Below are 20,480 nucleotides of genomic sequence, written 5' to 3'. Positions count from 1 at the left end.
ATAATCCGTCGGTTTTAAACAGTAGTAGGCGCTATGGAGCTAATTCGCGGCATCCACAATATCCGACAGCAGCATCATGGCTGTGCGCTCACCATCGGTAACTTCGATGGGGTGCACTTGGGCCATCAACATGTGCTGGAAAAACTGTTGGAGCAAGCGCGGCTGCGCAAGCTGCCTGCTACGGTGATGGTGTTTGAACCCCAGCCGCTGGAGGTGTTTGCCAAACAGCAAGCGCCAGCACGCCTGACTCGCTTCCGCGAAAAGTATCAGGCGCTCAAAGCGTTGGGCGTTGATCGCATGTTATGCGTCAACTTCAATCCCCAATTTGCCGAGCAAACTGCCGATTACTTTATCGAAGATTTGCTGGTTAAGGGCCTTGGAGTTGAATACCTGGCGGTGGGCGATGATTTTCGCTTTGGCAGAGGGCGCAGTGGCGATTTTGCCGCGCTGCAACAAGCCGGTGAACGTTTCGGTTTTACCGTTACCAATAGCCATTCGTTCTGCGTAGAGCAGCGCCGGGTGAGCAGTACCGCGATCCGCGAGCTACTTGCCCATGGCCATTTTGAGGACGCTAAGCAGATGCTGGGGCGCGCCTTTCATTTTAGTGGCCGGGTGGTGCACGGCCAAAAGCTTGGCCGCCAGTTGGGCTTTGCCACGGCCAATCTAAGGTTGGACAGAAAGGTTCCGCCCTTAACCGGTGTTTACGCCGTAAATGCCGAGCTACCCGATGGACGAACGTTTCCCGGGGTAGCAAACGTAGGCAAGCGGCCTACCGCAGGGGGAGAACAGCTGCTGCTGGAAACCCACCTGTTCGGTTTCAGTGAGAATTTGTACGGACAATTCCTGCGGGTAGAGCCCCAGCTGAAACTGAGAGATGAAGTTAAATTTCCTTCGCTTGAGGCCTTGAAGGCGCAAGTGGAGCTCGATATCAAACAGGCTAAGTCCTTCTATGACTTAGCTGAGTGAAACCAAGTGGAATGTTAAATCAATGAGCGACTATAAAGATACTCTGAACTTGCCGGAAACCGCGTTCCCGATGCGCGGTAACCTGGCTCAGCGTGAGCCAGCCATGTTGAAACGTTGGAAAGAAGCTGATCTGTACCAACGAATTCGCGAGGCCAAGCGTGGCAAGAAGAGCTTTATTTTGCACGACGGCCCTCCGTATGCGAACGGCAACATTCACTTGGGCCATGCGGTAAACAAAGTACTCAAAGACATCATCGTTAAATCGAAGACTCTGTCTGACTACGACTCGCCATATATCCCGGGTTGGGACTGTCACGGCCTGCCCATCGAGCTGATGGTTGAGAAAAAGGTCGGTAAGCCTGGTCACAAGGTGACTCCGGCTGAGTTCCGCCAGAAGTGCCGTGATTACGCGACCAAGCAGATCAACGGCCAGCGTGAAGACTTCAAACGTCTGGGCATTCTGGGCGACTGGGAAAACCCCTACCTGACCATGAACTTCGATACCGAAGCCAACATCATTCGCTCATTGGCTAAGATCATCGACAACGGTCACCTGCAGCAAGGCTCCAAGCCAGTTCACTGGTGTACCGACTGTGGCAGCGCCCTGGCTGAAGCCGAGGTGGAGTACGAAGACAAGACCTCTCCGGCCATCGATGTGCGCTTCACTGCCGTCGACGAGGACGCGGTTCTGAGCAAGTTTGAGCACCCAGAAGGCGTGGCTGGTGAAGGCCCAATCTCTGCGGTTATCTGGACGACCACCCCATGGACGCTACCCGCCAACCGTGCGGTCGCCTTTAACGCGCACCTAGAATATGTGCTGGTACAGATCGAGACCGAAGCGGGCAAAGAGCGCCTGATTCTGGCCCGTGAACTGATGGAAGAGTGTGTAGAGCGCTTTGGCGCAACTCACCATCATGTACTGGGTGATTGCCTGGGCGAAGCACTTGAGAACCTGCGCTTCGCGCACCCGTTCTACAGCTTCGACGTACCGGCTATCTTGGGCGATCACGTAACCACCGATTCAGGTACTGGTGCGGTGCACACGGCCCCGGGCCACGGTCAGGAAGATTTCGCGGTTGGTCAAAAATACGGTCTCGAAGTAGCTAACCCGGTTGGCGACAACGGCGTATACCTGCCTGATACCGAGTTTTTTGCCGGTCAGCACGTATTCAAAGCCAATGACGCAGTGGTTGAGAAGCTTAAAGAATGCGGCAAGCTGCTGCATCATCACGCTTACCGCCACAGCTACCCACACTGCTGGCGCCACAAAACCCCAATTATCTTCCGTGCTACTCCACAGTGGTTTGTAAGCATGGAGCAAAACGGTTTGCGCGAGCAGGCACTGGGCGAGATCAAGCAAACCCAGTGGATCCCAGATTGGGGTCAAAGCCGTATCGAAAGCATGGTTGAGAACCGTCCTGACTGGTGTATCTCACGTCAGCGTACTTGGGGTGTTCCGATTGCCCTGTTTGTTGACCGCCAAACCAATGCCTTGCACCCACGCAGCGTAGAGCTGATGGAAGAGGTCGCCAAGCGCGTTGAGAAAGCAGGTATTCAAGCATGGTTTGATCTGGATGCCAGTGAGCTGCTGGGCGATGAAGCCGAGCAATACCGTAAGGTCGAAGACACGCTGGACGTATGGTTCGACTCTGGCTCGACCCACGCATCGGTTGTGAAGGCCCGCGAAGAGTTCAACGGCAATAGCGCCGATATGTACCTGGAAGGCTCTGACCAACACCGTGGCTGGTTCCAATCGTCGTTGATGATCTCGACCGCGATGACCGGCAAAGCGCCATACAGCCAAGTGCTGACTCACGGCTTTACCGTGGACGCCAACGGCCATAAGTTCTCGAAGTCTTTAGGTAACGGTATTGCGCCACAAGACGTGTGGAACAAGCTGGGCTCTGACATCCTGCGTTTGTGGATTGCCTCGACCAACTACAGCGCCGAGATGACCGTATCGGATGAAATCTTCAAGCGTAGCGCCGATGCCTACCGCCGTATCCGTAACACCTCGCGCTTCCTGCTCGCTAACCTGGCAGGCTTTGACCCAGCGACTGACTTGGTAGAAGCCAGTGATATGGTTGAGCTGGACCGCTGGGTTGTTGGCCGTGCCGCTAGCGTACAGCAAGAGATTGTTGAAGCCTACGAGAGCTACCAGTTCCACGTGGTATACCAGAAGCTAATGCATTTCTGCTCTATTGAGCTGGGCAGCTTCTACCTGGATATCATTAAAGATCGCCAGTACACCGCCAAAGCCGATGGCCATGCCCGTCGTTCATGTCAGACTGCGCTGTTCCACATCGCTGAAGCCCTGACCCGCTGGATGGCGCCAATCCTGAGCTTTACTGCCGATGAAATCTGGCAGGCTCTGCCGGGTGAGCGTGATGACTTTGTGTTCACCGGTGAGTGGTACCAAGGTCTACAGGCGTTGCCGCAAGATGGCACGTTTAATGACGAGTTCTGGGCTGACGTTATCGCTGTTCGCGATGAAGTGAACAAGCTGCTGGAAGCCGCGCGTAACGATAAGAAGATCGGTAAGGCGCTGGAAGCAGACGTTACCCTGTATCTGGACGAGCAGAAATTGGCTCGCCTAAGTCAGCTGGAAGACGAGCTGCGCTTTGTGCTGCTGACTTCTGAAGCACGCGTTGCGCCGCTAAGTGAAGCGGGCGACGATGCGGTTGCCACCGAGCTGGAAGGCGTGAAGCTGCTAGTTAGTGTTGCCAAAGGCGAGAAGTGTGACCGCTGTTGGCACCACCGCGAAGACGTGGGCTCGCACGCAGGTCACGAAGCTATCTGTGGTCGTTGTGTGAGCAACGTAGATGGAGAGGGTGAAGAGCGCCGCTATGCATAACAAGCAGGAAGCATCATCGAGTTTGATTTGGCTTTGGTTGAGCGCGGCCCTGTTCGTGCTCGATCAAGCGACCAAATGGATTGTGGTCGAGAACTTTGCGCTGTACGAGCGCAAAGCCATCACCTCGTTTTTTAATCTGGTCTACGTGCGCAACTACGGCGCGGCGTTCAGCTTTCTCGGTGATGCCGGGGGCTGGCAGCGTTGGCTATTCACCGGTATTGCACTGGTAGTGAGTGCACTGTTGGTGTGGTGGCTGTCGAAAACCCCACGCCAGCAAACCGCGTTGGGGGTTGGCTATGCGCTGATTCTTAGCGGTGCGCTAGGTAACGTGTTGGACCGTATGATGTTTGGATACGTGGTGGATTTCCTCGATTTTTACTGGGGTAGCTACCACTGGCCAGCATTCAACGTGGCCGACTCTGCTATCTGTGTCGGTGCCGGTTTGCTGATTGTTGATGCACTATTTTTGGAGAAGCGACGCAAGGATGAAGATCGCGCAGGGCAGCACGGTTGAGCTGCATTTTGTCATCCGATTAGAAGATGGCTCCATCGCCGAAAACACCCGTAACTATCCAGCACCAGCGTGCCTGGTGCTGGGAGACGGCAGCCTAACCGAAGGCTTTGAAGCCTGCCTCATTGGCTTGGAGGCGGGTAACAAGCAAAGCTTTACCTTGCCGCCTGAGCAGGCCTTTGGCAGCGCCAATCCCGATAATGTTCACTACTTTGAGCGTTCCCGGTTTAACGATGGCGCGCCTGCCGAAGTTGGCGCTATCATCGCCTTTAGCCAACCCAATGGGCAAGAGATCCCCGGCATTGTGCGCAGTGTTGAGGGCGACTCGGTCACGGTGGATTTTAATCATCCTCTGGCCGGTCAAACCATCAATTTTGATGTCGAAATATTGAAAGTGAGTTAACCCCTAAGGAGTGTCCTGTGGAAATCATTCTGGCCAACCCTCGCGGTTTTTGCGCTGGCGTTGATCGTGCCATTTCTATTGTGGAGCGGGCACTGGAGCTATTTGGTGCGCCAATCTACGTACGCCATGAAGTGGTACATAACCGCTATGTGGTCGATGGCCTGCGCGAGCGCGGAGCAGTATTCGTTGATGAGCTCGATGAAGTCCCGGAGAACAGCATCTGCATCTTTAGCGCCCACGGTGTTTCTCAGGCGGTTCGCCAAGAAGCCAAGGCTCGTGAGCTGAAGGTGTTTGACGCCACCTGCCCACTGGTGACTAAAGTACATATGGAAGTGACCCGCGCCAGCCGCAAGGGGATCGAGTGTGTGCTGATTGGCCATCATGGTCATCCAGAAGTGATTGGTACTATGGGCCAGTACGCCAGTGAAGAGGGCGGCATCTACTTGGTGGAGACGGTCGATGACGTAGCCGCCTTGCAGGTGAAGAACCCCAGCCAGCTGTTCTATTGCACCCAGACCACGCTCTCGGTAGATGACACCTCGTCGATCATCGATGCCTTGCGTGAGAAGTTCTCCGAGATCCAAGGACCGCGTAAAGACGATATCTGCTACGCCACCCAGAACCGCCAAGATGCAGTTAAAGATCTGGCGGAAAAGAGTGATGTGGTGTTAGTGGTGGGCTCGAAAAACTCGTCCAACTCCAACCGCTTGCGCGAGAAAGCCGAGAAGTCTGGCGCTGCGGCATTCTTGGTGGATGGTGCCGACGATATCCAGGCGGATTGGTTCAATGAGCCGTGCCGGGTAGGTGTGACTGCCGGTGCTTCTGCGCCAGAAGTGCTGGTGCAAGAAGTGGTGTCACAACTGCAGCATATGGGCGGCGTACGGGTTATCGAAAACCCCGGGCGTGAAGAGAACACTACCTTCGAAGTACCTGCTGAGTTACGCATCAAATAGACGATGCTCGGTAGCACAGATAACCGATAAAGGGGAGCGTTGCTCCCCTTTTTGCGCTATAAAAAAAAGATAATGGATTAGTTAGCTCGGGATAACTATAGCGATATAGTTCGGAATAAGGCTGGGTTGGTAGGGATGCTTATTGTTCGACGTACTCATTCAGCGGGTTTTTCGCTGATTGAGGTGATAGTCACGACCTTTATTGTAGCCGTGGGCTTGCTGGCGATTGTTGCGATGCAAACCATGGCTAAACGCACATCTGTTGAATCACAGCAGCGCACCGCTGCCTATATCACCGCCAAAGAGATGCTGGAACGGGTTCGCAGCAACAGCTTAGCTTGGCAAACGAATAATCCCGGTATCGTTAAAATCGGCCAAGGCCAAACCGCCCGTACTCGCCCCAACTGCGCCGAGGACAGTGGCCTGATGAGCGCCTGCAGCGCCGCCGACTTGGTCTCTGCCGATCTCTATTATTGGGAATGGGCGCTTAAGTCCAAATCCAGCGCAGGCCAAAGTGCACTGCTCAACGCTACCGCCTGTATACAGCTGCTAAACACCGGCGAGCTAAGCGTGGTGGTGAGCTGGTTATCAAGGCAAGCTTTTGCGCAAACCACCCCGACTAATTCCCTCGCCACTAGCTGTGGTAGCAGCTCCGATAAACGACGTCTGTTGGTACTCGAAACATGGCTAAGTACCTGAGTCAACGCTCACAGGCAGGGGCGGTACTGCTTGAATGGATCATCTCCCTTTCTATCGGCCTTTTCATTATCGGTGGCATCACCGGTTTTTTAGCTGCCTCTAAACGCACCACCGAGTCAGGCTTTCATATTGAACAGATGCTGGAGAGCGGCCGTATCGCCACTGAGCTGATTAGCCGCGATCTTCAGTTGGCGGGCTTCTTTGGCGAGTACACCGGTAACACCATGGTCAGAGGGGCCAGTGTTAATGTGATGGTCGCCGATTTAGCTGCTGATGACGATTGCATTATCGATTGGCTGGGTACCGGTAACGAAGGGTCATTCCCGACAGTATCTGGTCGCTTCAGTGCCTTGTTTGTCGGAACGGTGCGTGAGAACAACTCCCTCAATGGCCAGTACGATTGTGTGGCGGATCGCAGTGACTTGGTCATGGATTCAGATGTCATTGGGATTAAGCGGGTGATCGGTGTGCCATTGGCTGACGCAGGGGATATGGAAGATAACCGCTTTTATTTCGCGGGCAATAGCGTGGTCGCTCAGATCTTTGATGATACTGATGATTGGCCAAGCGAAGCGGCTATGCCGGGCAGGCAAGTGTGGGAATACCAACATATTGCGTACTACTTGGATGTAAGTCAGCAGTCAGGACTACCGGTGCTGCGTCGCTACCATTTGATTCGGGATGATAGCGGGGTAGGAAAGATTGCCATCGAAGGCAGTGGTCCTTTGGTTGAAGGCGTGGAGCGGATCCGGGTACTGCTGGGGGTCGACACTGATCTGGTGGTCGATGGCATTGTCGATGATTACCTGAGCCCCGATGAAGTAACTCCGCAGCAATGGAGTGAAAACCGGGTACTAGCCGCCAAGTTGTTTGTATTGGTGCGCTCGTTGACCGAAGACAGCAGCTACGTGAATAACAACAGCTATGAGCTGGGCGATGTCACGGTGGACAGTGGTGGTGATCACTATCGCCGTATGCTGTTTCAGTCGGTGGTATCGCTGCGCAATATGGTGATTCATGGAGGAAGTAGCTAATGAGGCGTCGCCAGACTGGAGCCGCACTGTTTGTGGCCTTGATGTTGCTGATGATTCTTTCCGTGCTGGGTGGCGTGATGCTCAGTACCTCAGGTCAGGGTGCCAAGGTGACGGTGGCCATGGGCGAGCGGATCCAGTCTGAGCAGCGCGTAGAAGGGCAGTTCAATCAACTGGTCGCCCATGGTGATCTGCAGAGCTCGATTGGCTCGATGGCCAGTGGAGATTCTATGGCGGTGTCTGGCTTTGTTGCCGGTGCCCAAGGTGACTTGACCCACTCTGTGGACGGTACTTGCTCGCGAAGCTATACCGCCAGCAGTGGCAACGCGATATCAAATTGTCGTTATGTGAGAAGCCAAATTACCGAAAGCTATGGAAAGAACGCCAGCGGTAGTACCTCGTTGGCGGGGGGCATAGAGCAGCCCTTGCTTTAGATGACAAATCCTGAGGTGAGTGATGAGACACTTTAATCTACGAACCGTCGCCGTCAGTACGGTACTGAGTGCAATGACCACATGGTCAGTTCTAGCTGACGATACGGAGTTGTTCATTCTCGATTTTTCAGCCGGTGGCGCTTCAGCGGGAAAAGTCCTGCTGATTATGGATACCTCTGGAAGTATGGGTTGGAACATCACCACCAAGGAAGGCTATAACCAAGACGCCGATGGCAACGTTGACTATCAAAACTATGAAGAGTCGATTAGCTCGCAAAATGCGCTAGATAACGATTTTATTTACTTTGTGGTTGATGGGGTTGATGGTCCCGGCTATGTACCATCGGGAAACAACGAAGACCGGCGTTTTCTCTGGGACATTAATAACTGTGCTGCTTCCTATGAAGCATTGTCCAAAAATGGGGTGTTTACCGGCTATTTCCGAGAACACCGCTATCATGGCAACACCGGCTCGTGGGATGACGTACGACTTAATAATGGCGCTAACTATACGGTTATTGATTGCATCAATGACTACGACTTGGAGACTGACGCAGATGGCAATTTATTGAAAGATGGCCTGCCATACTCGTTCACCGTGAAGCTGCAAAACGACGCCGGTGAATTTTACGACAAGTTGGTTGATACGATTAATCCCGGCCGATATCGCGTTAACAACAATAACTACGCTGACGCTGAACAGGGCTTTCCTATCAACGGTGCGAGTAAAAATGCCGATGACTTCTATACCCTAGACAAAGATCTAGCTGAATCTACGACCCGTGATAGCTTCGATGATGGCTATCTGATAACCATGTACACCGCCAACTACTTGCGTTGGTACCACTACTCGGAAGATACAGTGGTGCGCAGTCGTATGGAGGTGGCCAGAGAGGCGCTGGCGAATGCCTTGAGCACGATCAGTGGCGTCGATTTTGGCATGATGATGTTTAACAACAATAGCTCGAATGGCAGCAACGACGGCGGGCGAGTCATTCAGGCTTTGAGTTCAGATACTACCTCGGCAGATATGATTACCACTGCCAACTCGCTCCCCACCGATGGCTGGACGCCATTATCAGAGACTCTGTTAGAGGCCAAGCGCTACTTGGGTGGCGAGGCCATTGTTTATGGCAACAACGACACCTCTAGTAACCCCAAAGCGGATAAGGATGCGGAGTCCGGTAACGACTATTTGTCGCCTTTTGGAAATACCTGTGATGATGTGGTTAACATCATCTATGTCACTGATGGAACGCCGACCCGCGATACCCATGCCGACTCCACCATTAAGGCCTTGCCGATTAACACAGCCGGCGTGAGTGGTTGCGCGGCCGACGCTAGCACCGTTAGCGATTGTAGCTGGGGCGGCTCGACCAGTTTCGGTGGCGGCTCAACCTACCTTCCCGCGCTCACCAGTTGGATGTATACCAATGATGTGAATGCGAGCTTGGCAGGCAGGCAATACGCTAAGACCTCTACGATAGGCTTTGGTGAAGACGTGCTCAGCGGCGGTTCAGCCATGCTGACTACCGCGGCGACCCAAGGTGGGGGAAGCTTCTACGCAGCGGAAGATGGTGTTCAGCTGGAGGAAGCGATCAGACAGGCGCTGATAGCGGTATACGAGGAAACCTCCTCTTTGGTATCGCCCGCGGTAACCAGCAATAACTTCGATCGAACACAAACCCTTAATCGCGTTTACTACGCGATGTTCAAACCTAGCCTCAACCAGCGTTGGTCGGGGAACCTGAAAAAGCTTGAGCTATCACCCAATGGATACATGGCCGATCAGTTTGGAAAACCGGCGATCTCTGATGATGGCTCAATCATTGGGGAAGCCACCACCTTTTGGTCATCGACCAAGGATGGCAATGATGTCGAGCTGGGGGGCGTAAGAGAAATGCTCTCAGCGAAAAGTAGTCGCAAGGTGGTGTTTGACCTGAATGCCAGTGGCTTGCTGAGTGAGTTCACCCAGTCAAACCTGGAAAGCAAGGCTGGCTCAACGGCCCTTTTGGCTGATCACCTGGGCGTGTCTGAGTCTGATTTAAGTGATCACCTGGATTGGATTGTCGGCAGTGATGTTGATGATGATGATAGCGACGATAGCACCACTATTCGCCCCGATATCATGGGTGACCCGCTGCATTCTCGTCCGCTAGTGATCAACTTTGGCCTGAAGAGCGGTGCGGCTAGCGATAGCACCGACCCCGATGACATGGATATTCGTATCTTGGTTGGGACCAATGGCGGAGCTATGCACATGTTCGCCGATAACGGCGATACAGTGGATGAAAGCTGGGCGTTTATGCCATATAGCTTGTTGGCCCGACAACAGCAGCGGCGCAGAAATGAGCAGAGCACTAACCATATCTACACTGTCGATGGTACGCCCACCGTGTTCTTACTCGATAAAGATGGTGATGGTAAATACTCGAGTGCTGGTGACAAAGTGCTGGTGTTTTTCGGGTTGCGGCGGGGCGGTGATGCTTACTACGGCTTGGACATTACCACTCCGGACTCTCCGAAGCTGCTCTGGAAGATTGATAGCAGTAGCACCGGGTTCAGTGAACTAGGCCAAACCTGGTCCATGCCTGTCACAGGGTATGTTCCCGGGTATGCCGATCCGGTAGTGATTTTTGCCGCTGGCTATGACATCAATCAGGATGCGACAACTCCGAATGCTGCTGATAGCAGAGGAAGGGGCGTGTTTATTGTCAATGCCTACACAGGGGCATTGGTTTGGTCGTTAACCAACAACGATGACACGCGCTTGACGCACTCTATTCCTGCGGCAGTGGCCACCTTAGATAGCAACAGTGATGGTGCCATTGACCGTTTGTACTTTGGTGATACCGGAGGCAGAGCCTGGCGCGTAGACCTCTACTCTTCCGATAAAGATAAGTGGGCGCTATCTGCATTAGCTGATATTAGCGACGCGACTCAGGTTACCGAGCGGCGCAAATTCTTCACTCAGCCAGTGGTGGTGAGAACCTTCCTAAGGAAGCTCTCAGAGGTGACGACCGGCAGCGGCGAGAGTCAGGTAACGGTGGTCGACTCCCAACAGGTGCCTTTCGATGCGGTACTGATGGGCACTGGCGATCGCAGCAAGCCGGTCACCGACAAAGGCAGCGATGGTGTGAACAACTACTTCTTTATGTTCCGTGACTACAACGTTTCTTCGATGGATGTCGCCAGCCTAAGTACTGCGCCGCAGGCGATTACTATCGATGAGCTCTACGATATCACCAACGACCCGATTGGCTCGGCCTCCACCGAAGCTGCCCAGCAGACTCAGCTAATCGCGCTCGGTGCGGCGAAAGGCTGGGTGCATGGCTTGGCGGGTGATGGCGAGAAATCTCTGGGCTCTGCGTTGGTATTGGCAGGCGATGTGTACTTTACTTCCTTCCTTCCCGGCGCGGTTGATTCGGCCAACTGCTCAATCCCCAGTATTGGTACCGGGCGAACCTATCTGGTGAATATGCACACTGGTACCAGCATTCATCAGCAACGCTATTTTGAGGTGCTCAACAAAGTGCCTGATGATTTGATTATTCACTCGGGCGAGGATGCTAGCGGCGAATCGGTGATCCGTGTATTTGGCGGCGACCCGGGTGAAGACTTAGTCTACGACGATGAAGACCCCGACCAAGAGCATGGCTGTGAGCAGCAAGGTGAGTGTAAGGAAGGCTCACGAGTTGATGATATGAACATGCGTCCGCAGCAGATCTATTTTTACTTTGAGGAGGGTTAGTGAAGCCAGCAGTAACGGGCTTTAGCCTGATTGAGTTAATGATTAGTGTGGCGATAGTGGCCATCTTAGCCACTGTCGCCTATCCGTCCTACACCAGCTATGTGCTGGAGTCGCGGCGGGGAGAGTCGTGGGAGGCGCTGGCTGAGGTGAGTTTGCTTCAAGAGCAGTACTATCTAGATAACGGCAGCTATGCCACCACGTTGGTTGCATTGGGGCTGGCGGCCAGTGACGAGACCTCATTTAGCACAGACAATGGCCATTACAGCGTGACTTTGAGCGCCGCCTCTGCCGATGCGTTTACCGTTACCGCTACCGCGCAAGGCGTGCAGCTCAACGACAAGTCCTGCAAATCGATCAGTTACAGCAGTATCGGGGCTAAAACCGCAGTGGATTCAGAGGGGAGTAGCAGCAATGAATGTTGGTAGCAAAATGATGATCGTTGTGGGGCAGTTTCTATTTACTGCGTCTAGTGTTGCGCAGCAGCAAGATATCGCCTGTCATCTAAGTTGGTCTGACGCGAGTGAGAATGTGGTGTTGGCAGCGCCCGAGTTGCATTTAGGCAGTGGTGAGAGCTATCTCGATGCGGCAACAGCACTAATGCGAGAGCGATACAGCGTAGCGAGTAGCTGGACAGAGCAACATGGTGCGCTCGTCGATTTGGAGTGTGTTCTTTATGGACAACGCTTTAGTTCCAGACAAGCGCAAGTGTTGCTGGAAGATTTAGCTCACTAACAGGTATTAAATTGGACAGCTCGTAGTTTCACTATCTAAAGCAAAGCGAACACTGCCCCCCCTGGACACAATGATGCCACTTACATAATTGCTATCGTTTGAGCAAAAATAGAGGCTGCCATTCTGGCCGGTGATCATCCCTTCGGGTGTGAAGCGGAGAGCGGTGGTGTTAAGTTTAACTTTTCCGGTCCCGTAGCTCTCAGCGACTTGCAATACTTCTTCGCCTACATCCAGAGCTTGATTATTGTTGCTATCGATAAAGATCGTGAGACCGTCTGTGGCACTGCCACCACATTTGTTGTCGCTGTCTAAGGCGCAGATCACTACGGTTTGGCTCAAGTCTATGGCTTGGCTGCGGGCAAAGCGCACTTCACGCATCAGGCGGTTGCGGGTGGCTTCAGCAGAGATTGAGGCATGGAACTGCGTCATCGCGGGAACACCAATCCCGAGCAGGATGGCGGCGAGGGCAACGGTGATCAATAGCTCCATTAAGGTGAAGCCTGCGTTTTCTACTCTTTTCACAACAACTCACATAAGTGTTTGTTTCGCAACTATGCTTAGCTTACAGTATTAGTATTTTCAGAATCAGCGATTTAAGCAAGTACGAGGGATCAAGTCATGAAACAAGTAACCGCAATTATCAAGCCGTTCAAGATGGATGATGTGCGAGAGGCCTTGGCTGAAATCGGTATTACAGGTATGACAGTCACCGAGGTCAAGGGATTTGGTCGTCAGAAAGGTCATACTGAGCTGTACCGCGGCGCAGAGTACAAGGTGGATTTTCTGCCTAAGATGAAGCTCGAGTTGGTTGTACAGGCCGACGACCTTGAGCGCTGCATCGATGCTATCGTCCAGACCGCGCAAACCGGCAAGATTGGCGATGGTAAAATCTTTGTTCGCGACGTTGACCGAGTCATTCGTATTCGTACCGGTGAAGAGAACGAAGACGCGATATAAGCGATATCTGATAAATAAAAAAGCGAGCCTTGAGCTCGCTTTTTTTGTCAGTCTGGTTGCCGTTTCTTAGATTAATTTGCCGCTTCAACCCGGGCTGCCTGCTCAGCCAGATCATCAACACCTAAAGCGGTGTAGCCTTCTTGCATAACAACCAAAGCATCGCGAGCCGCTTGGGTATCAGGGAAGTGCTCGACAATATACTTAGCGCGGTTAACGGCTCCGATATAGGCTTCTCGCTTGATATAGTAGCGCGCGACCGATAGCTCATGACGGGCCAGGTTGTTTTTCAGAAACACCATGCGAGCGCGTGCGTCTGCTGCGTAGTCGCTGTTAGGGTAGCGCTTAAGCAGCGTGCCGAAATCACGGAATGCTTGCTGACTAAAGCTTGGATCGCGGTCGTAGCGATCTACGCGAACGACGCTTTGGAATAGGTTGTAGTCGGCCGCCATATTGGCAAGACCGCGCATGTAGTAAACATAATCCAAATCGCTATGGGTTGGGTTGTTGCGCAGGAAGCGATCAATATTCGCTAGCGCCTTAGGCGTCTCGTTCAGTTTGTAGTAAACATAAATAAGATCGAGCTGCACTTGAGTGGTATACGGGCCGAAGGGGAAGCGGGTATCCAATGCTTCCAAAAGCTCCGAGGCTTCGCCGAAGTTACCCAAATTGATAGCGGTTTGGCTTTCTGAATAAAGCTCAGAAGCTGGCTTGTCTGGAACCGTGGGTTTATCCGCCTTGTTTGACGAGCAGCCAAAAATGAATGCACTGGTAAACAACACCAATAGGGCTCGCTTCAATACTTGCATGTTGGGGTAAGCTTCTCTGTAATGTTAAATCGAAGAATAAGTCTGCAAAGAGTCGCCAGCGTCAGCTGTATCTTCCTGATTACGGACTCCGTTAAATTGACGCCACAGTATCCTTCAAGGAGCCGCACAGGTCAATTGTATGCCTCGCCAGCGCCTAAAAACGCCGACTCGCTAACTGTGACCACAATTCCTTAGCAAAATTCACTATGCTTTGAGCGAAGAAGGTATAAAATACCCGGTTTTTTCCAGCCCGAAGGTATAAACATGAGCCAAGCCCTAGAATTACAAGCCGTGGTCGATGAGCAACTCACCGGTTGTCGCTTAGATCAGGCGTTGGCCAATCTGTTTCCTGACTACTCCCGCTCACGTATTAAAGAGTGGATCTTGGAAGGTCAGGTGAAACTCGATGGCGAAGTGGTCACCAAACCCCGCGAAAAGGTGTCCGAAGGTGCCGAAGTGGAAGTATCCACCGTGCTGGAAGACGTGGTCGAAGCCCAAGGCGAAGACATCGAGCTGGATATTGTTTATGAAGACGACGATATCTTGGTGATCAACAAGCCTGCAGAGCTGGTGGTTCATCCCGGTGCGGGTAACCCGAGCGGTACCGTGCTGAATGCCTTGCTGCATCGCTATCCTGAAATCGCCGAAGTGCCACGCGCCGGTATTGTTCACCGCCTCGATAAAGACACCACCGGTCTGATGGTAATCGCTAAGACGGTACCTGCACAGACTCATCTGGTCGAAGCGCTGCAAGCGCGCGAGATTACCCGTGAGTATGAGGCCCTAGTGACCGGGATCATGACCGCCGGCGGTTTGGTTGATCAGCCGATTGGCCGTCATCCACAAAAACGCACCCATATGGCAGTGATCGAAACTGGCCGTCCTTCTGTGACCCACTACCGTGTTGCCGAGAAGTTTCGTCAGCACACCCGTATCCGCCTGCGTCTGGAAAGTGGTCGTACCCACCAGATCCGCGTGCACATGGCGCACATCGGCCACTCGCTGATTGGCGATCAGACCTACGGTCGTCTGCGTCTACCGAAAGCGGCCAGTCCTGATTTTGTAGCGGCGCTACGTGGCTTTAGACGCCAAGCACTACATGCGGTGATGCTACGTTTGCAGCATCCGATTAGCGGTGAGATGATGGAGTGGAGCGCGCCGGTGCCTGACGATATGCAGGCCATGACCAAACAGCTGCGCAAAGACCTGGAACTCAACGGACCGGAATAGCCATGGCGGTACTTATCCCCGACTGGCCAGCACCCGCTGGCGTAACCGCGATCTACAGCGATCGCCTGCAAGGCAATAGTAAAGGTGTCTACCACAGCTATAACCTTGGCGATCATGTTGGGGATTCGACAGCTGACGTTGCATTAAACCGCGAGCACTTTGCTTCGCACCTTCCCACTTCACCGTGCTGGCTCAATCAGGTGCATAGCACGGTGGTGGTAGATGCCGCTGAGCAATCAGCTATCCCTGATGCCGATGCAAGCATTGACCGAAGCGGCCAGCGCAGCTGTGTAGTGATGACCGCCGATTGCCTGCCTGTGCTGCTTTGCGATCGACATGCCACCGTGGTTGCTGCTGCTCACGCGGGGTGGCGCGGACTGGTGAATGGGGTATTGGAGAACACAGTGGCCGCGATGCGCTGCCAACCGGAAGAGCTGTTGGTATGGCTAGGCCCCGCGATTGGCCCCGAGGCCTTCGAAGTGGGCGCTGAGGTCAGAGAACAGTTCGTTAATCATAGTGCGGATGCTGCTGAAGCCTTCACCGCTGGTGAGCCAGGAAAGTACTTCGCCAATATTCAGCTACTGGCTCGGCAACGCCTGCAAGCATTAGGCATCACCGCAATCTACGCCAATCAAGAATGTACCGTTCGTCACAGCGAAAAATACTTCTCCTATCGACGCGACGGTCAAACCGGCCGGATGGCGGCCGCGATCTCTCTCACAGCTATTCGTTAGGTTGAAGCTGGCATTGCGATAATGCCTTGAAATTAGCCGCCAATGCTCCCATCTATGTATCAACACAATGCGTTATGGGAGTCGAATCATGCGACTGGACAGATTCACGACAAAATTCCAACTGGCAATCTCTGACGCCCAGTCTTTAGCGCTGGGGCGAGACCATCAATACATCGAGCCCGCCCACCTGATGACCTCCATGCTCAATCAGGATGCAGGGTCACTGCGCCCACTATTGCTTGACGTTGGCGTCGAAGTCAGCGCGCTGCGCTCGCAGTTATCACAGGCGCTGGAGAGTATTCCTCGGGTCGAAGGCACTGGCGGCGATGTTCAACTATCCAATCAACTGGTAGTGCTGCTCAACCTCTGCGACAAGCTCGCACAAAAGCGCAAAGACAAGTTCATCTCGTCTGAGATCTTCTTGCTGGCCGCGCTTGAAGACAAAGGTGCGCTTGGCGATATCCTGCGCTCCATGGGCGTAGATAAGGGCAAGCTTGAGAAAGCCATCGACAAGGTACGTGGTGGCCAGAATGTGGATGAGCAAAACGCCGAAGATCAGCGCCAAGCGCTGGAGAAGTTCACCATCGATCTGACCGAGCGTGCTGAGCAAGGTAAGCTCGACCCGGTCATCGGCCGTGACGATGAGATCCGCCGTACCGTGCAAGTGCTGCAGCGCCGTACCAAGAACAACCCGGTATTAATCGGTGAGCCCGGTGTCGGTAAAACCGCCATCGCCGAGGGCTTGGCCCAGCGGATTATCAACCACGAAGTACCGGAAGGGTTAAAGAACAAACGGGTCTTATCGCTGGATATGGGCGCACTGGTCGCCGGTGCTAAGTACCGCGGTGAGTTTGAAGAGCGCCTTAAAGCGGTACTGAACGAGCTGGCTAAAGAAGAAGGCCAGGTCATCTTGTTTATCGATGAACTGCATACCATGGTCGGCGCCGGTAAAGGTGAAGGCGCGATGGATGCTGGCAATATGCTTAAACCCGCTCTCGCGCGTGGTGAGCTGCATTGCGTTGGTGCGACCACCTTGGATGAATACCGTCAGTACATTGAAAAAGATGCTGCGTTGGAGCGTCGCTTCCAAAAAGTGCTGGTGGAGGAGCCAAACGTGGAAGATACGATCGCGATCTTACGTGGTCTTAAAGAGCGCTATGAGCTGCACCATTCGGTGGAGATCACCGATCCAGCCATTGTCGCCGCTGCCGGGTTGTCGCATCGCTATATATCCGATCGTCAATTGCCTGATAAAGCCATCGACCTTATCGACGAGGCCGCGTCGAGCATTCGCCTACAGATTGACTCAAAGCCTGAGGCCTTAGATAAGCTCGAGCGCCGCATCATCCAGTTGAAGCTGGAGCAGCAAGCGATGCAAAAAGAGTCGGACGAGGCCAGCCGCAAGCGCTTGGAACTATTGGAAGACGAACTGGGCGACAAAGAGCGCCAGTTTTCTGAGCTCGAAGAGGTTTGGAAAGCCGAGAAAGCAGCGCTCTCTGGTACCCAGCATATCAAGGCCGACCTAGAGCAGGCCCGCTTAGATATGGACGTGGCGCGGCGCGCGGGCGATCTCAACCGGATGTCGGAGCTGCAGTATGGCCGTATCCCCGAGCTGGAGCGCCAGCTCGATTTGGCGAGTCAGGCTGAAATGCAGGACATGAGCCTGCTGCGTAACAAAGTCACCGACAGCGAGATTGCCGAAGTGTTGTCGCGCTGGACTGGCATTCCGGTGAACCGCATGCTTGAAGGTGAGCGCGATAAACTGCTGCGAATGGAGCAGCAACTGCACGATCGGGTTATCGGCCAAAGCGAAGCGGTGGAAGCGGTATCCAATGCAATTCGCCGCAGCCGTGCCGGGCTGTCTGATCCGAATCGCCCGATTGGCTCGTTTCTATTCCTTGGCCCAACCGGTGTCGGTAAAACCGAGCTATGTAAAGCACTGGCGGAGTTTATGTTCGACAGTGACGACGCCATGGTGCGCATCGATATGTCGGAATTTATGGAGAAGCATTCGGTCGCGCGCTTGGTCGGGGCACCTCCCGGCTATGTGGGCTATGAGGAAGGCGGCTATCTGACCGAAGCGGTACGGCGCAAGCCTTACTCGGTGATCCTGCTCGACGAAGTCGAAAAGGCTCATCCCGATGTGTTTAATATCCTGTTGCAGGTACTTGACGACGGTAGACTGACCGATGGCCAAGGGCGGACCGTGGATTTTCGCAATAGCGTGATCATCATGACCTCTAACCTCGGCTCCGATGTTATCCAAGAAGGGCATGGTGAGATGGAGTATGATTCCATCAAAGCGACCTTGATGGGGATCCTCTCTACCCAATTCCGCCCGGAGTTTATCAACCGTATCGATGAAACGGTGGTGTTCCATCCACTGGCTCAGCAGCACATCTGCAAGATCGCGGAGATACAGATCCAGCGTTTGGTGCCAAGGCTAGAAGAGAAGGGCTATCGCCTCAAGGTTGACCAAGCTGCGCTAGAGAAGTTGGCAGAAGCTGGCTTTGATCCGGTGTTTGGCGCGCGCCCACTCAAACGGGCGATTCAGCAGGAGCTTGAGAATCCTCTCGCCCACGCCATCTTGGCGGGTAAGGTGCAGCCGGGTATGGGGATATCTGTTAGTGCAGAGCGTGGCCGATTGATCTTCAACCCGATGAACTAATGGTGCCTGTCACCTGATTGCTTGCGCTGCAGTTGCTGTTGCTGACGTAACGCACTGTAGCGCTGCTGTTGTTCTTCGTTTAAACAAGCACGGATCTGCGACTCTTTATCGCGTACCAGCGCGCGCATCGCCTTCCACATGGACTTCCGGTCCTGCTCTGAGGCAAACAGTTCATCCATTTGCTGTTCGTAGTTGGCATCGAGGTTTTGTAGCTTGCGGTACTGCTCGGGATTCAATTGCAGGTACTGCAGCAGCGCTTCCGTATCCATGTTCACTCCATTGTGCTGCAGGCGGTGTCTTGCTGTATTTAAGCTATAGTCTATTTCCATCTATTTGCCATTCCATCAGCTACCAAGCCTTTGGGGCTTGTGATATGTTGTGCGGCTAAGTTGTAACTATAGGTTCAGGTATATCATGACCGAGCAAAAAGTGAGTGATGGCGCGAAACAGAAGGGGATTTACTTCCTACCTAATCTGTTTACTACCGCCGGACTATTTTCAGGATTCTATGCAGTAGTGGCCTCAATGAACGGACAGTTCGAAGCGGCGGCAATTGCTATCTTCGTCGCGATGGTATTCGACGGCGTCGATGGGAGAGTGGCTCGTTTGACCGGAACCGAGAGTGCCTTTGGTGCCGAGTATGACTCTATGGCCGATATGGTCAGCTTCGGTATTGCGCCGGCGCTGGTGGTATACAACTGGGCGCTCAGCGACTTTGGCAAGATTGGCTGGTTGGCTGCGTTCATCTATACCGTCGGGGCGGCGCTGCGTTTAGCGCGCTTCAACACCCAGGTGGGCATTGCAGATAAACGTTTCTTCCAAGGCCTGGCGAGCCCGGCCGCAGCGGCGGTAGTTGCCGGTATGGTGTGGTTTGCGCAAGACCTGGACGTTGCGGGCAACAACTTCAACATTGTGGCTTGGGTGGTTACCGTGCTTGCTGGCCTGCTGATGGTGTCTAACTTCCGTTACTACAGCTTCAAAGGTATCGACCTTAAAGGCAAGGTGCCGTTTATCGTGGTACTGCTGATGGTCGTTGTGTTTGTCATCATTGCGCTTAAGCCACCGCTGGTCCTGTTTACTCTGTTTTTGGTATACACCCTATCGGGTCCTATCTACACCATCCGCACCGTCAACAAGCTCAAGTTCGAGCATGTGATGGGTGACGAGCCTGAAGATATGGAAGATCTCGAGAGCTGTGCCAAAGGCAGCAGCAAAGCGGCTGCTTCAAGCGGTGAATCAGCGCAAACCGCCACCACTGATAGCAAAGCAGAAGAAAATAAGCCTGAATAGGCTTATTTCTGTACTGTTTGGACGTATATTTCATTTATTTAAAATTATTTGAAATTTACTGTTGACGAAACAAATCCACGCCCTATAATGCGCCACCACTGACACAGCACGGCGCAACAGGGTTTGCGGTGAAAGCGGGTCAGGGTTGAGGGGCTGGAAACAGCACTTACAACCACCGGTCAAAAACTTCAAAAAAGGGCTTGACTGGGAATGAGGAAAGCGTAGAATGCGCACCTCGCTTCGGTAACGAAGCAACGTTCTTTAACAAGTTATCAAGCAATCTGTGTGGGCACTCACGAGATGTGAAGCGACAAAAAAATTCGCTTCAAATTATCCTGAGTGAACACAACGTTAATTCAGTGATTTATTTGAGCAAACAACTTTTATTTGAAGAGTTTGATCATGGCTCAGATTGAACGCTGGCGGCAGGCTTAACACATGCAAGTCGAGCGGAAACGACA

Annotated in this window: 19 protein-coding genes and 1 rRNA gene; 17 read left to right on the top strand and 3 right to left on the bottom strand. The window is 53.3% G+C overall.

What is annotated here, in order from left to right; all coding sequences use genetic code 11:
• The first annotated feature begins 33 nt into the window (after positions 1–33).
• The 11 genes from ribF (at position 34) to G461_RS0109415 (ending at position 12,334) form a co-directional block, all read left to right on the top strand.
• Positions 34–966 (top strand): bifunctional riboflavin kinase/FAD synthetase, encoded by a 933-nt coding sequence (gene ribF / locus G461_RS0109465; RefSeq protein WP_026971665.1) that lies wholly within the window; start codon positions 34–36, stop codon positions 964–966.
• 22 nt (positions 967–988) lie between these two features.
• Positions 989–3,820, top strand: coding sequence for an isoleucine--tRNA ligase (ileS, locus tag G461_RS0109460; RefSeq protein ID WP_026971664.1), 2,832 nt, complete (start codon positions 989–991; stop codon positions 3,818–3,820).
• Positions 3,813–4,334, top strand: coding sequence for a signal peptidase II (gene lspA, locus G461_RS0109455; protein WP_026971663.1), 522 nt, complete (start codon positions 3,813–3,815; stop codon positions 4,332–4,334). Before ileS ends, lspA begins: the two co-directional genes overlap by 8 nt.
• Positions 4,306–4,734, top strand: a complete 429-nt coding sequence (gene fkpB / locus G461_RS0109450; protein WP_026971662.1) for an FKBP-type peptidyl-prolyl cis-trans isomerase — start codon at positions 4,306–4,308, stop codon at positions 4,732–4,734. The genes lspA and fkpB overlap by 29 nt, the downstream gene beginning before the upstream one ends.
• A gap of 17 nt (positions 4,735–4,751) precedes the next feature.
• Positions 4,752–5,687: a 4-hydroxy-3-methylbut-2-enyl diphosphate reductase gene (gene ispH, locus G461_RS0109445; RefSeq protein WP_026957654.1), complete on the top strand. Its 936-nt coding sequence runs from the start codon at positions 4,752–4,754 to the stop codon at positions 5,685–5,687.
• A 135-nt stretch (positions 5,688–5,822) separates the two neighbouring features.
• Complete coding sequence (gene pilV / locus G461_RS23850) at positions 5,823–6,386, top strand: type IV pilus modification protein PilV (protein ID WP_051333482.1); 564 nt, start codon at positions 5,823–5,825, stop codon at positions 6,384–6,386.
• Positions 6,371–7,420: a PilW family protein gene (locus G461_RS0109435; protein ID WP_051333481.1), complete on the top strand. Its 1,050-nt coding sequence runs from the start codon at positions 6,371–6,373 to the stop codon at positions 7,418–7,420. Before pilV ends, G461_RS0109435 begins: the two co-directional genes overlap by 16 nt.
• Positions 7,420–7,851 (top strand): hypothetical protein, encoded by a 432-nt coding sequence (locus G461_RS0109430; RefSeq protein ID WP_026971660.1) that lies wholly within the window; start codon positions 7,420–7,422, stop codon positions 7,849–7,851. The genes G461_RS0109435 and G461_RS0109430 overlap by 1 nt, the downstream gene beginning before the upstream one ends.
• Before the next feature lie 73 nt (positions 7,852–7,924).
• Positions 7,925–11,602 carry a pilus assembly protein gene (locus G461_RS0109425; RefSeq protein WP_211236263.1) on the top strand — a complete coding sequence of 1,226 codons (3,678 nt, stop codon included), beginning with the start codon at positions 7,925–7,927 and terminating at the stop codon, positions 11,600–11,602.
• Positions 11,602–12,027 carry a type IV pilin protein gene (locus G461_RS0109420; RefSeq protein WP_026971658.1) on the top strand — a complete coding sequence of 142 codons (426 nt, stop codon included), beginning with the start codon at positions 11,602–11,604 and terminating at the stop codon, positions 12,025–12,027. The genes G461_RS0109425 and G461_RS0109420 overlap by 1 nt, the downstream gene beginning before the upstream one ends.
• On the top strand, positions 12,014–12,334 hold the full coding sequence (locus G461_RS0109415; RefSeq protein ID WP_026971657.1) for a hypothetical protein: 321 nt from the start codon (positions 12,014–12,016) through the stop codon (positions 12,332–12,334). The genes G461_RS0109420 and G461_RS0109415 overlap by 14 nt, the downstream gene beginning before the upstream one ends.
• A gap of 6 nt (positions 12,335–12,340) precedes the next feature.
• On the opposite strand, the gene G461_RS0109410 is transcribed toward G461_RS0109415, so the two are convergent.
• Complete coding sequence (locus G461_RS0109410; RefSeq protein ID WP_157360270.1) at positions 12,341–12,856, bottom strand: GspH/FimT family pseudopilin; 516 nt, start codon at positions 12,854–12,856, stop codon at positions 12,341–12,343.
• Positions 12,857–12,952: 96 nt separating this feature from the next.
• On the opposite strand from G461_RS0109410, the gene G461_RS0109405 reads away from it, so the two are divergent.
• Positions 12,953–13,291: a P-II family nitrogen regulator gene (locus tag G461_RS0109405; RefSeq protein ID WP_026957648.1), complete on the top strand. Its 339-nt coding sequence runs from the start codon at positions 12,953–12,955 to the stop codon at positions 13,289–13,291.
• A 71-nt stretch (positions 13,292–13,362) separates the two neighbouring features.
• Here G461_RS0109405 and G461_RS0109400 read toward each other — a convergent pair whose 3' ends face one another.
• The gene (locus tag G461_RS0109400) at positions 13,363–14,097 is read right to left on the bottom strand and encodes an outer membrane protein assembly factor BamD (protein WP_051333479.1); all 735 of its coding nucleotides are present in this window, start codon (positions 14,095–14,097) and stop codon (positions 13,363–13,365) included.
• A 264-nt stretch (positions 14,098–14,361) separates the two neighbouring features.
• Between G461_RS0109400 and rluD the strand changes: the two genes are divergently transcribed.
• From rluD to clpB, 3 genes are all read left to right on the top strand, one after another.
• A complete protein-coding gene (rluD, locus tag G461_RS0109395) occupies positions 14,362–15,327 on the top strand; it encodes a 23S rRNA pseudouridine(1911/1915/1917) synthase RluD (protein ID WP_026957646.1) in 966 nt (321 codons plus the stop codon).
• 2 nt (positions 15,328–15,329) lie between these two features.
• A complete protein-coding gene (gene pgeF / locus G461_RS0109390) occupies positions 15,330–16,061 on the top strand; it encodes a peptidoglycan editing factor PgeF (RefSeq protein WP_026971654.1) in 732 nt (243 codons plus the stop codon).
• An 88-nt stretch (positions 16,062–16,149) separates the two neighbouring features.
• Positions 16,150–18,729, top strand: coding sequence for an ATP-dependent chaperone ClpB (gene clpB / locus G461_RS0109385; RefSeq protein ID WP_026971653.1), 2,580 nt, complete (start codon positions 16,150–16,152; stop codon positions 18,727–18,729).
• On the opposite strand, the gene G461_RS0109380 is transcribed toward clpB, so the two are convergent.
• Positions 18,726–18,998: a hypothetical protein gene (locus G461_RS0109380; RefSeq protein ID WP_026957643.1), complete on the bottom strand. Its 273-nt coding sequence runs from the start codon at positions 18,996–18,998 to the stop codon at positions 18,726–18,728. The two genes, clpB and G461_RS0109380, sit on opposite strands and share 4 nt — an antisense overlap.
• A 145-nt stretch (positions 18,999–19,143) precedes the next feature.
• On the opposite strand from G461_RS0109380, the gene pssA reads away from it, so the two are divergent.
• Together pssA and G461_RS0109370 are read left to right on the top strand one after the other, a co-directional pair.
• Positions 19,144–20,019: a CDP-diacylglycerol--serine O-phosphatidyltransferase gene (gene pssA / locus G461_RS0109375; protein WP_026971652.1), complete on the top strand. Its 876-nt coding sequence runs from the start codon at positions 19,144–19,146 to the stop codon at positions 20,017–20,019.
• 384 nt (positions 20,020–20,403) lie between these two features.
• Positions 20,404–20,480: ribosomal RNA gene (locus G461_RS0109370) — 16S ribosomal RNA — on the top strand; the annotation flags it as partial.

The sequence above is a fragment of the Aliagarivorans marinus DSM 23064 genome (genome assembly GCF_000429485.1).
Lineage (GTDB): Bacteria > Pseudomonadota > Gammaproteobacteria > Enterobacterales > Celerinatantimonadaceae > Aliagarivorans > Aliagarivorans marinus.
Note: the sequence above shows the minus strand (reverse complement) of the source record. Positions and strands in the feature narration are given on the sequence as shown.

Bases quoted from the DNA above. Each gene is read 5' to 3' on its own strand.
- pgeF (WP_026971654.1), top strand. From the start codon at position 15,330: ATGGCGGTACTTATCCCCGACTGGCCAGCACCCGCTGGCGTAACCGCG.
- pssA (WP_026971652.1), top strand. From the start codon at position 19,144: ATGACCGAGCAAAAAGTGAGTGATGGCGCGAAACAGAAGGGGATTTAC.
- fkpB (WP_026971662.1), top strand. From the start codon at position 4,306: ATGAAGATCGCGCAGGGCAGCACGGTTGAGCTGCATTTTGTCATCCGA.
- G461_RS0109430 (WP_026971660.1), top strand. From the start codon at position 7,420: ATGAGGCGTCGCCAGACTGGAGCCGCACTGTTTGTGGCCTTGATGTTG.
- G461_RS0109380 (WP_026957643.1), bottom strand. From the start codon at position 18,998: ATGGATACGGAAGCGCTGCTGCAGTACCTGCAATTGAATCCCGAGCAG.
- lspA (WP_026971663.1), top strand. From the start codon at position 3,813: ATGCATAACAAGCAGGAAGCATCATCGAGTTTGATTTGGCTTTGGTTG.
- G461_RS0109405 (WP_026957648.1), top strand. From the start codon at position 12,953: ATGAAACAAGTAACCGCAATTATCAAGCCGTTCAAGATGGATGATGTG.
- G461_RS0109435 (WP_051333481.1), top strand. From the start codon at position 6,371: ATGGCTAAGTACCTGAGTCAACGCTCACAGGCAGGGGCGGTACTGCTT.
- ileS (WP_026971664.1), top strand. From the start codon at position 989: ATGAGCGACTATAAAGATACTCTGAACTTGCCGGAAACCGCGTTCCCG.
- G461_RS0109400 (WP_051333479.1), bottom strand. From the start codon at position 14,097: ATGCAAGTATTGAAGCGAGCCCTATTGGTGTTGTTTACCAGTGCATTC.
- ribF (WP_026971665.1), top strand. From the start codon at position 34: ATGGAGCTAATTCGCGGCATCCACAATATCCGACAGCAGCATCATGGC.
- clpB (WP_026971653.1), top strand. From the start codon at position 16,150: ATGCGACTGGACAGATTCACGACAAAATTCCAACTGGCAATCTCTGAC.
- rluD (WP_026957646.1), top strand. From the start codon at position 14,362: ATGAGCCAAGCCCTAGAATTACAAGCCGTGGTCGATGAGCAACTCACC.
- G461_RS0109415 (WP_026971657.1), top strand. From the start codon at position 12,014: ATGAATGTTGGTAGCAAAATGATGATCGTTGTGGGGCAGTTTCTATTT.
- pilV (WP_051333482.1), top strand. From the start codon at position 5,823: ATGCTTATTGTTCGACGTACTCATTCAGCGGGTTTTTCGCTGATTGAG.
- G461_RS0109425 (WP_211236263.1), top strand. From the start codon at position 7,925: ATGACCACATGGTCAGTTCTAGCTGACGATACGGAGTTGTTCATTCTC.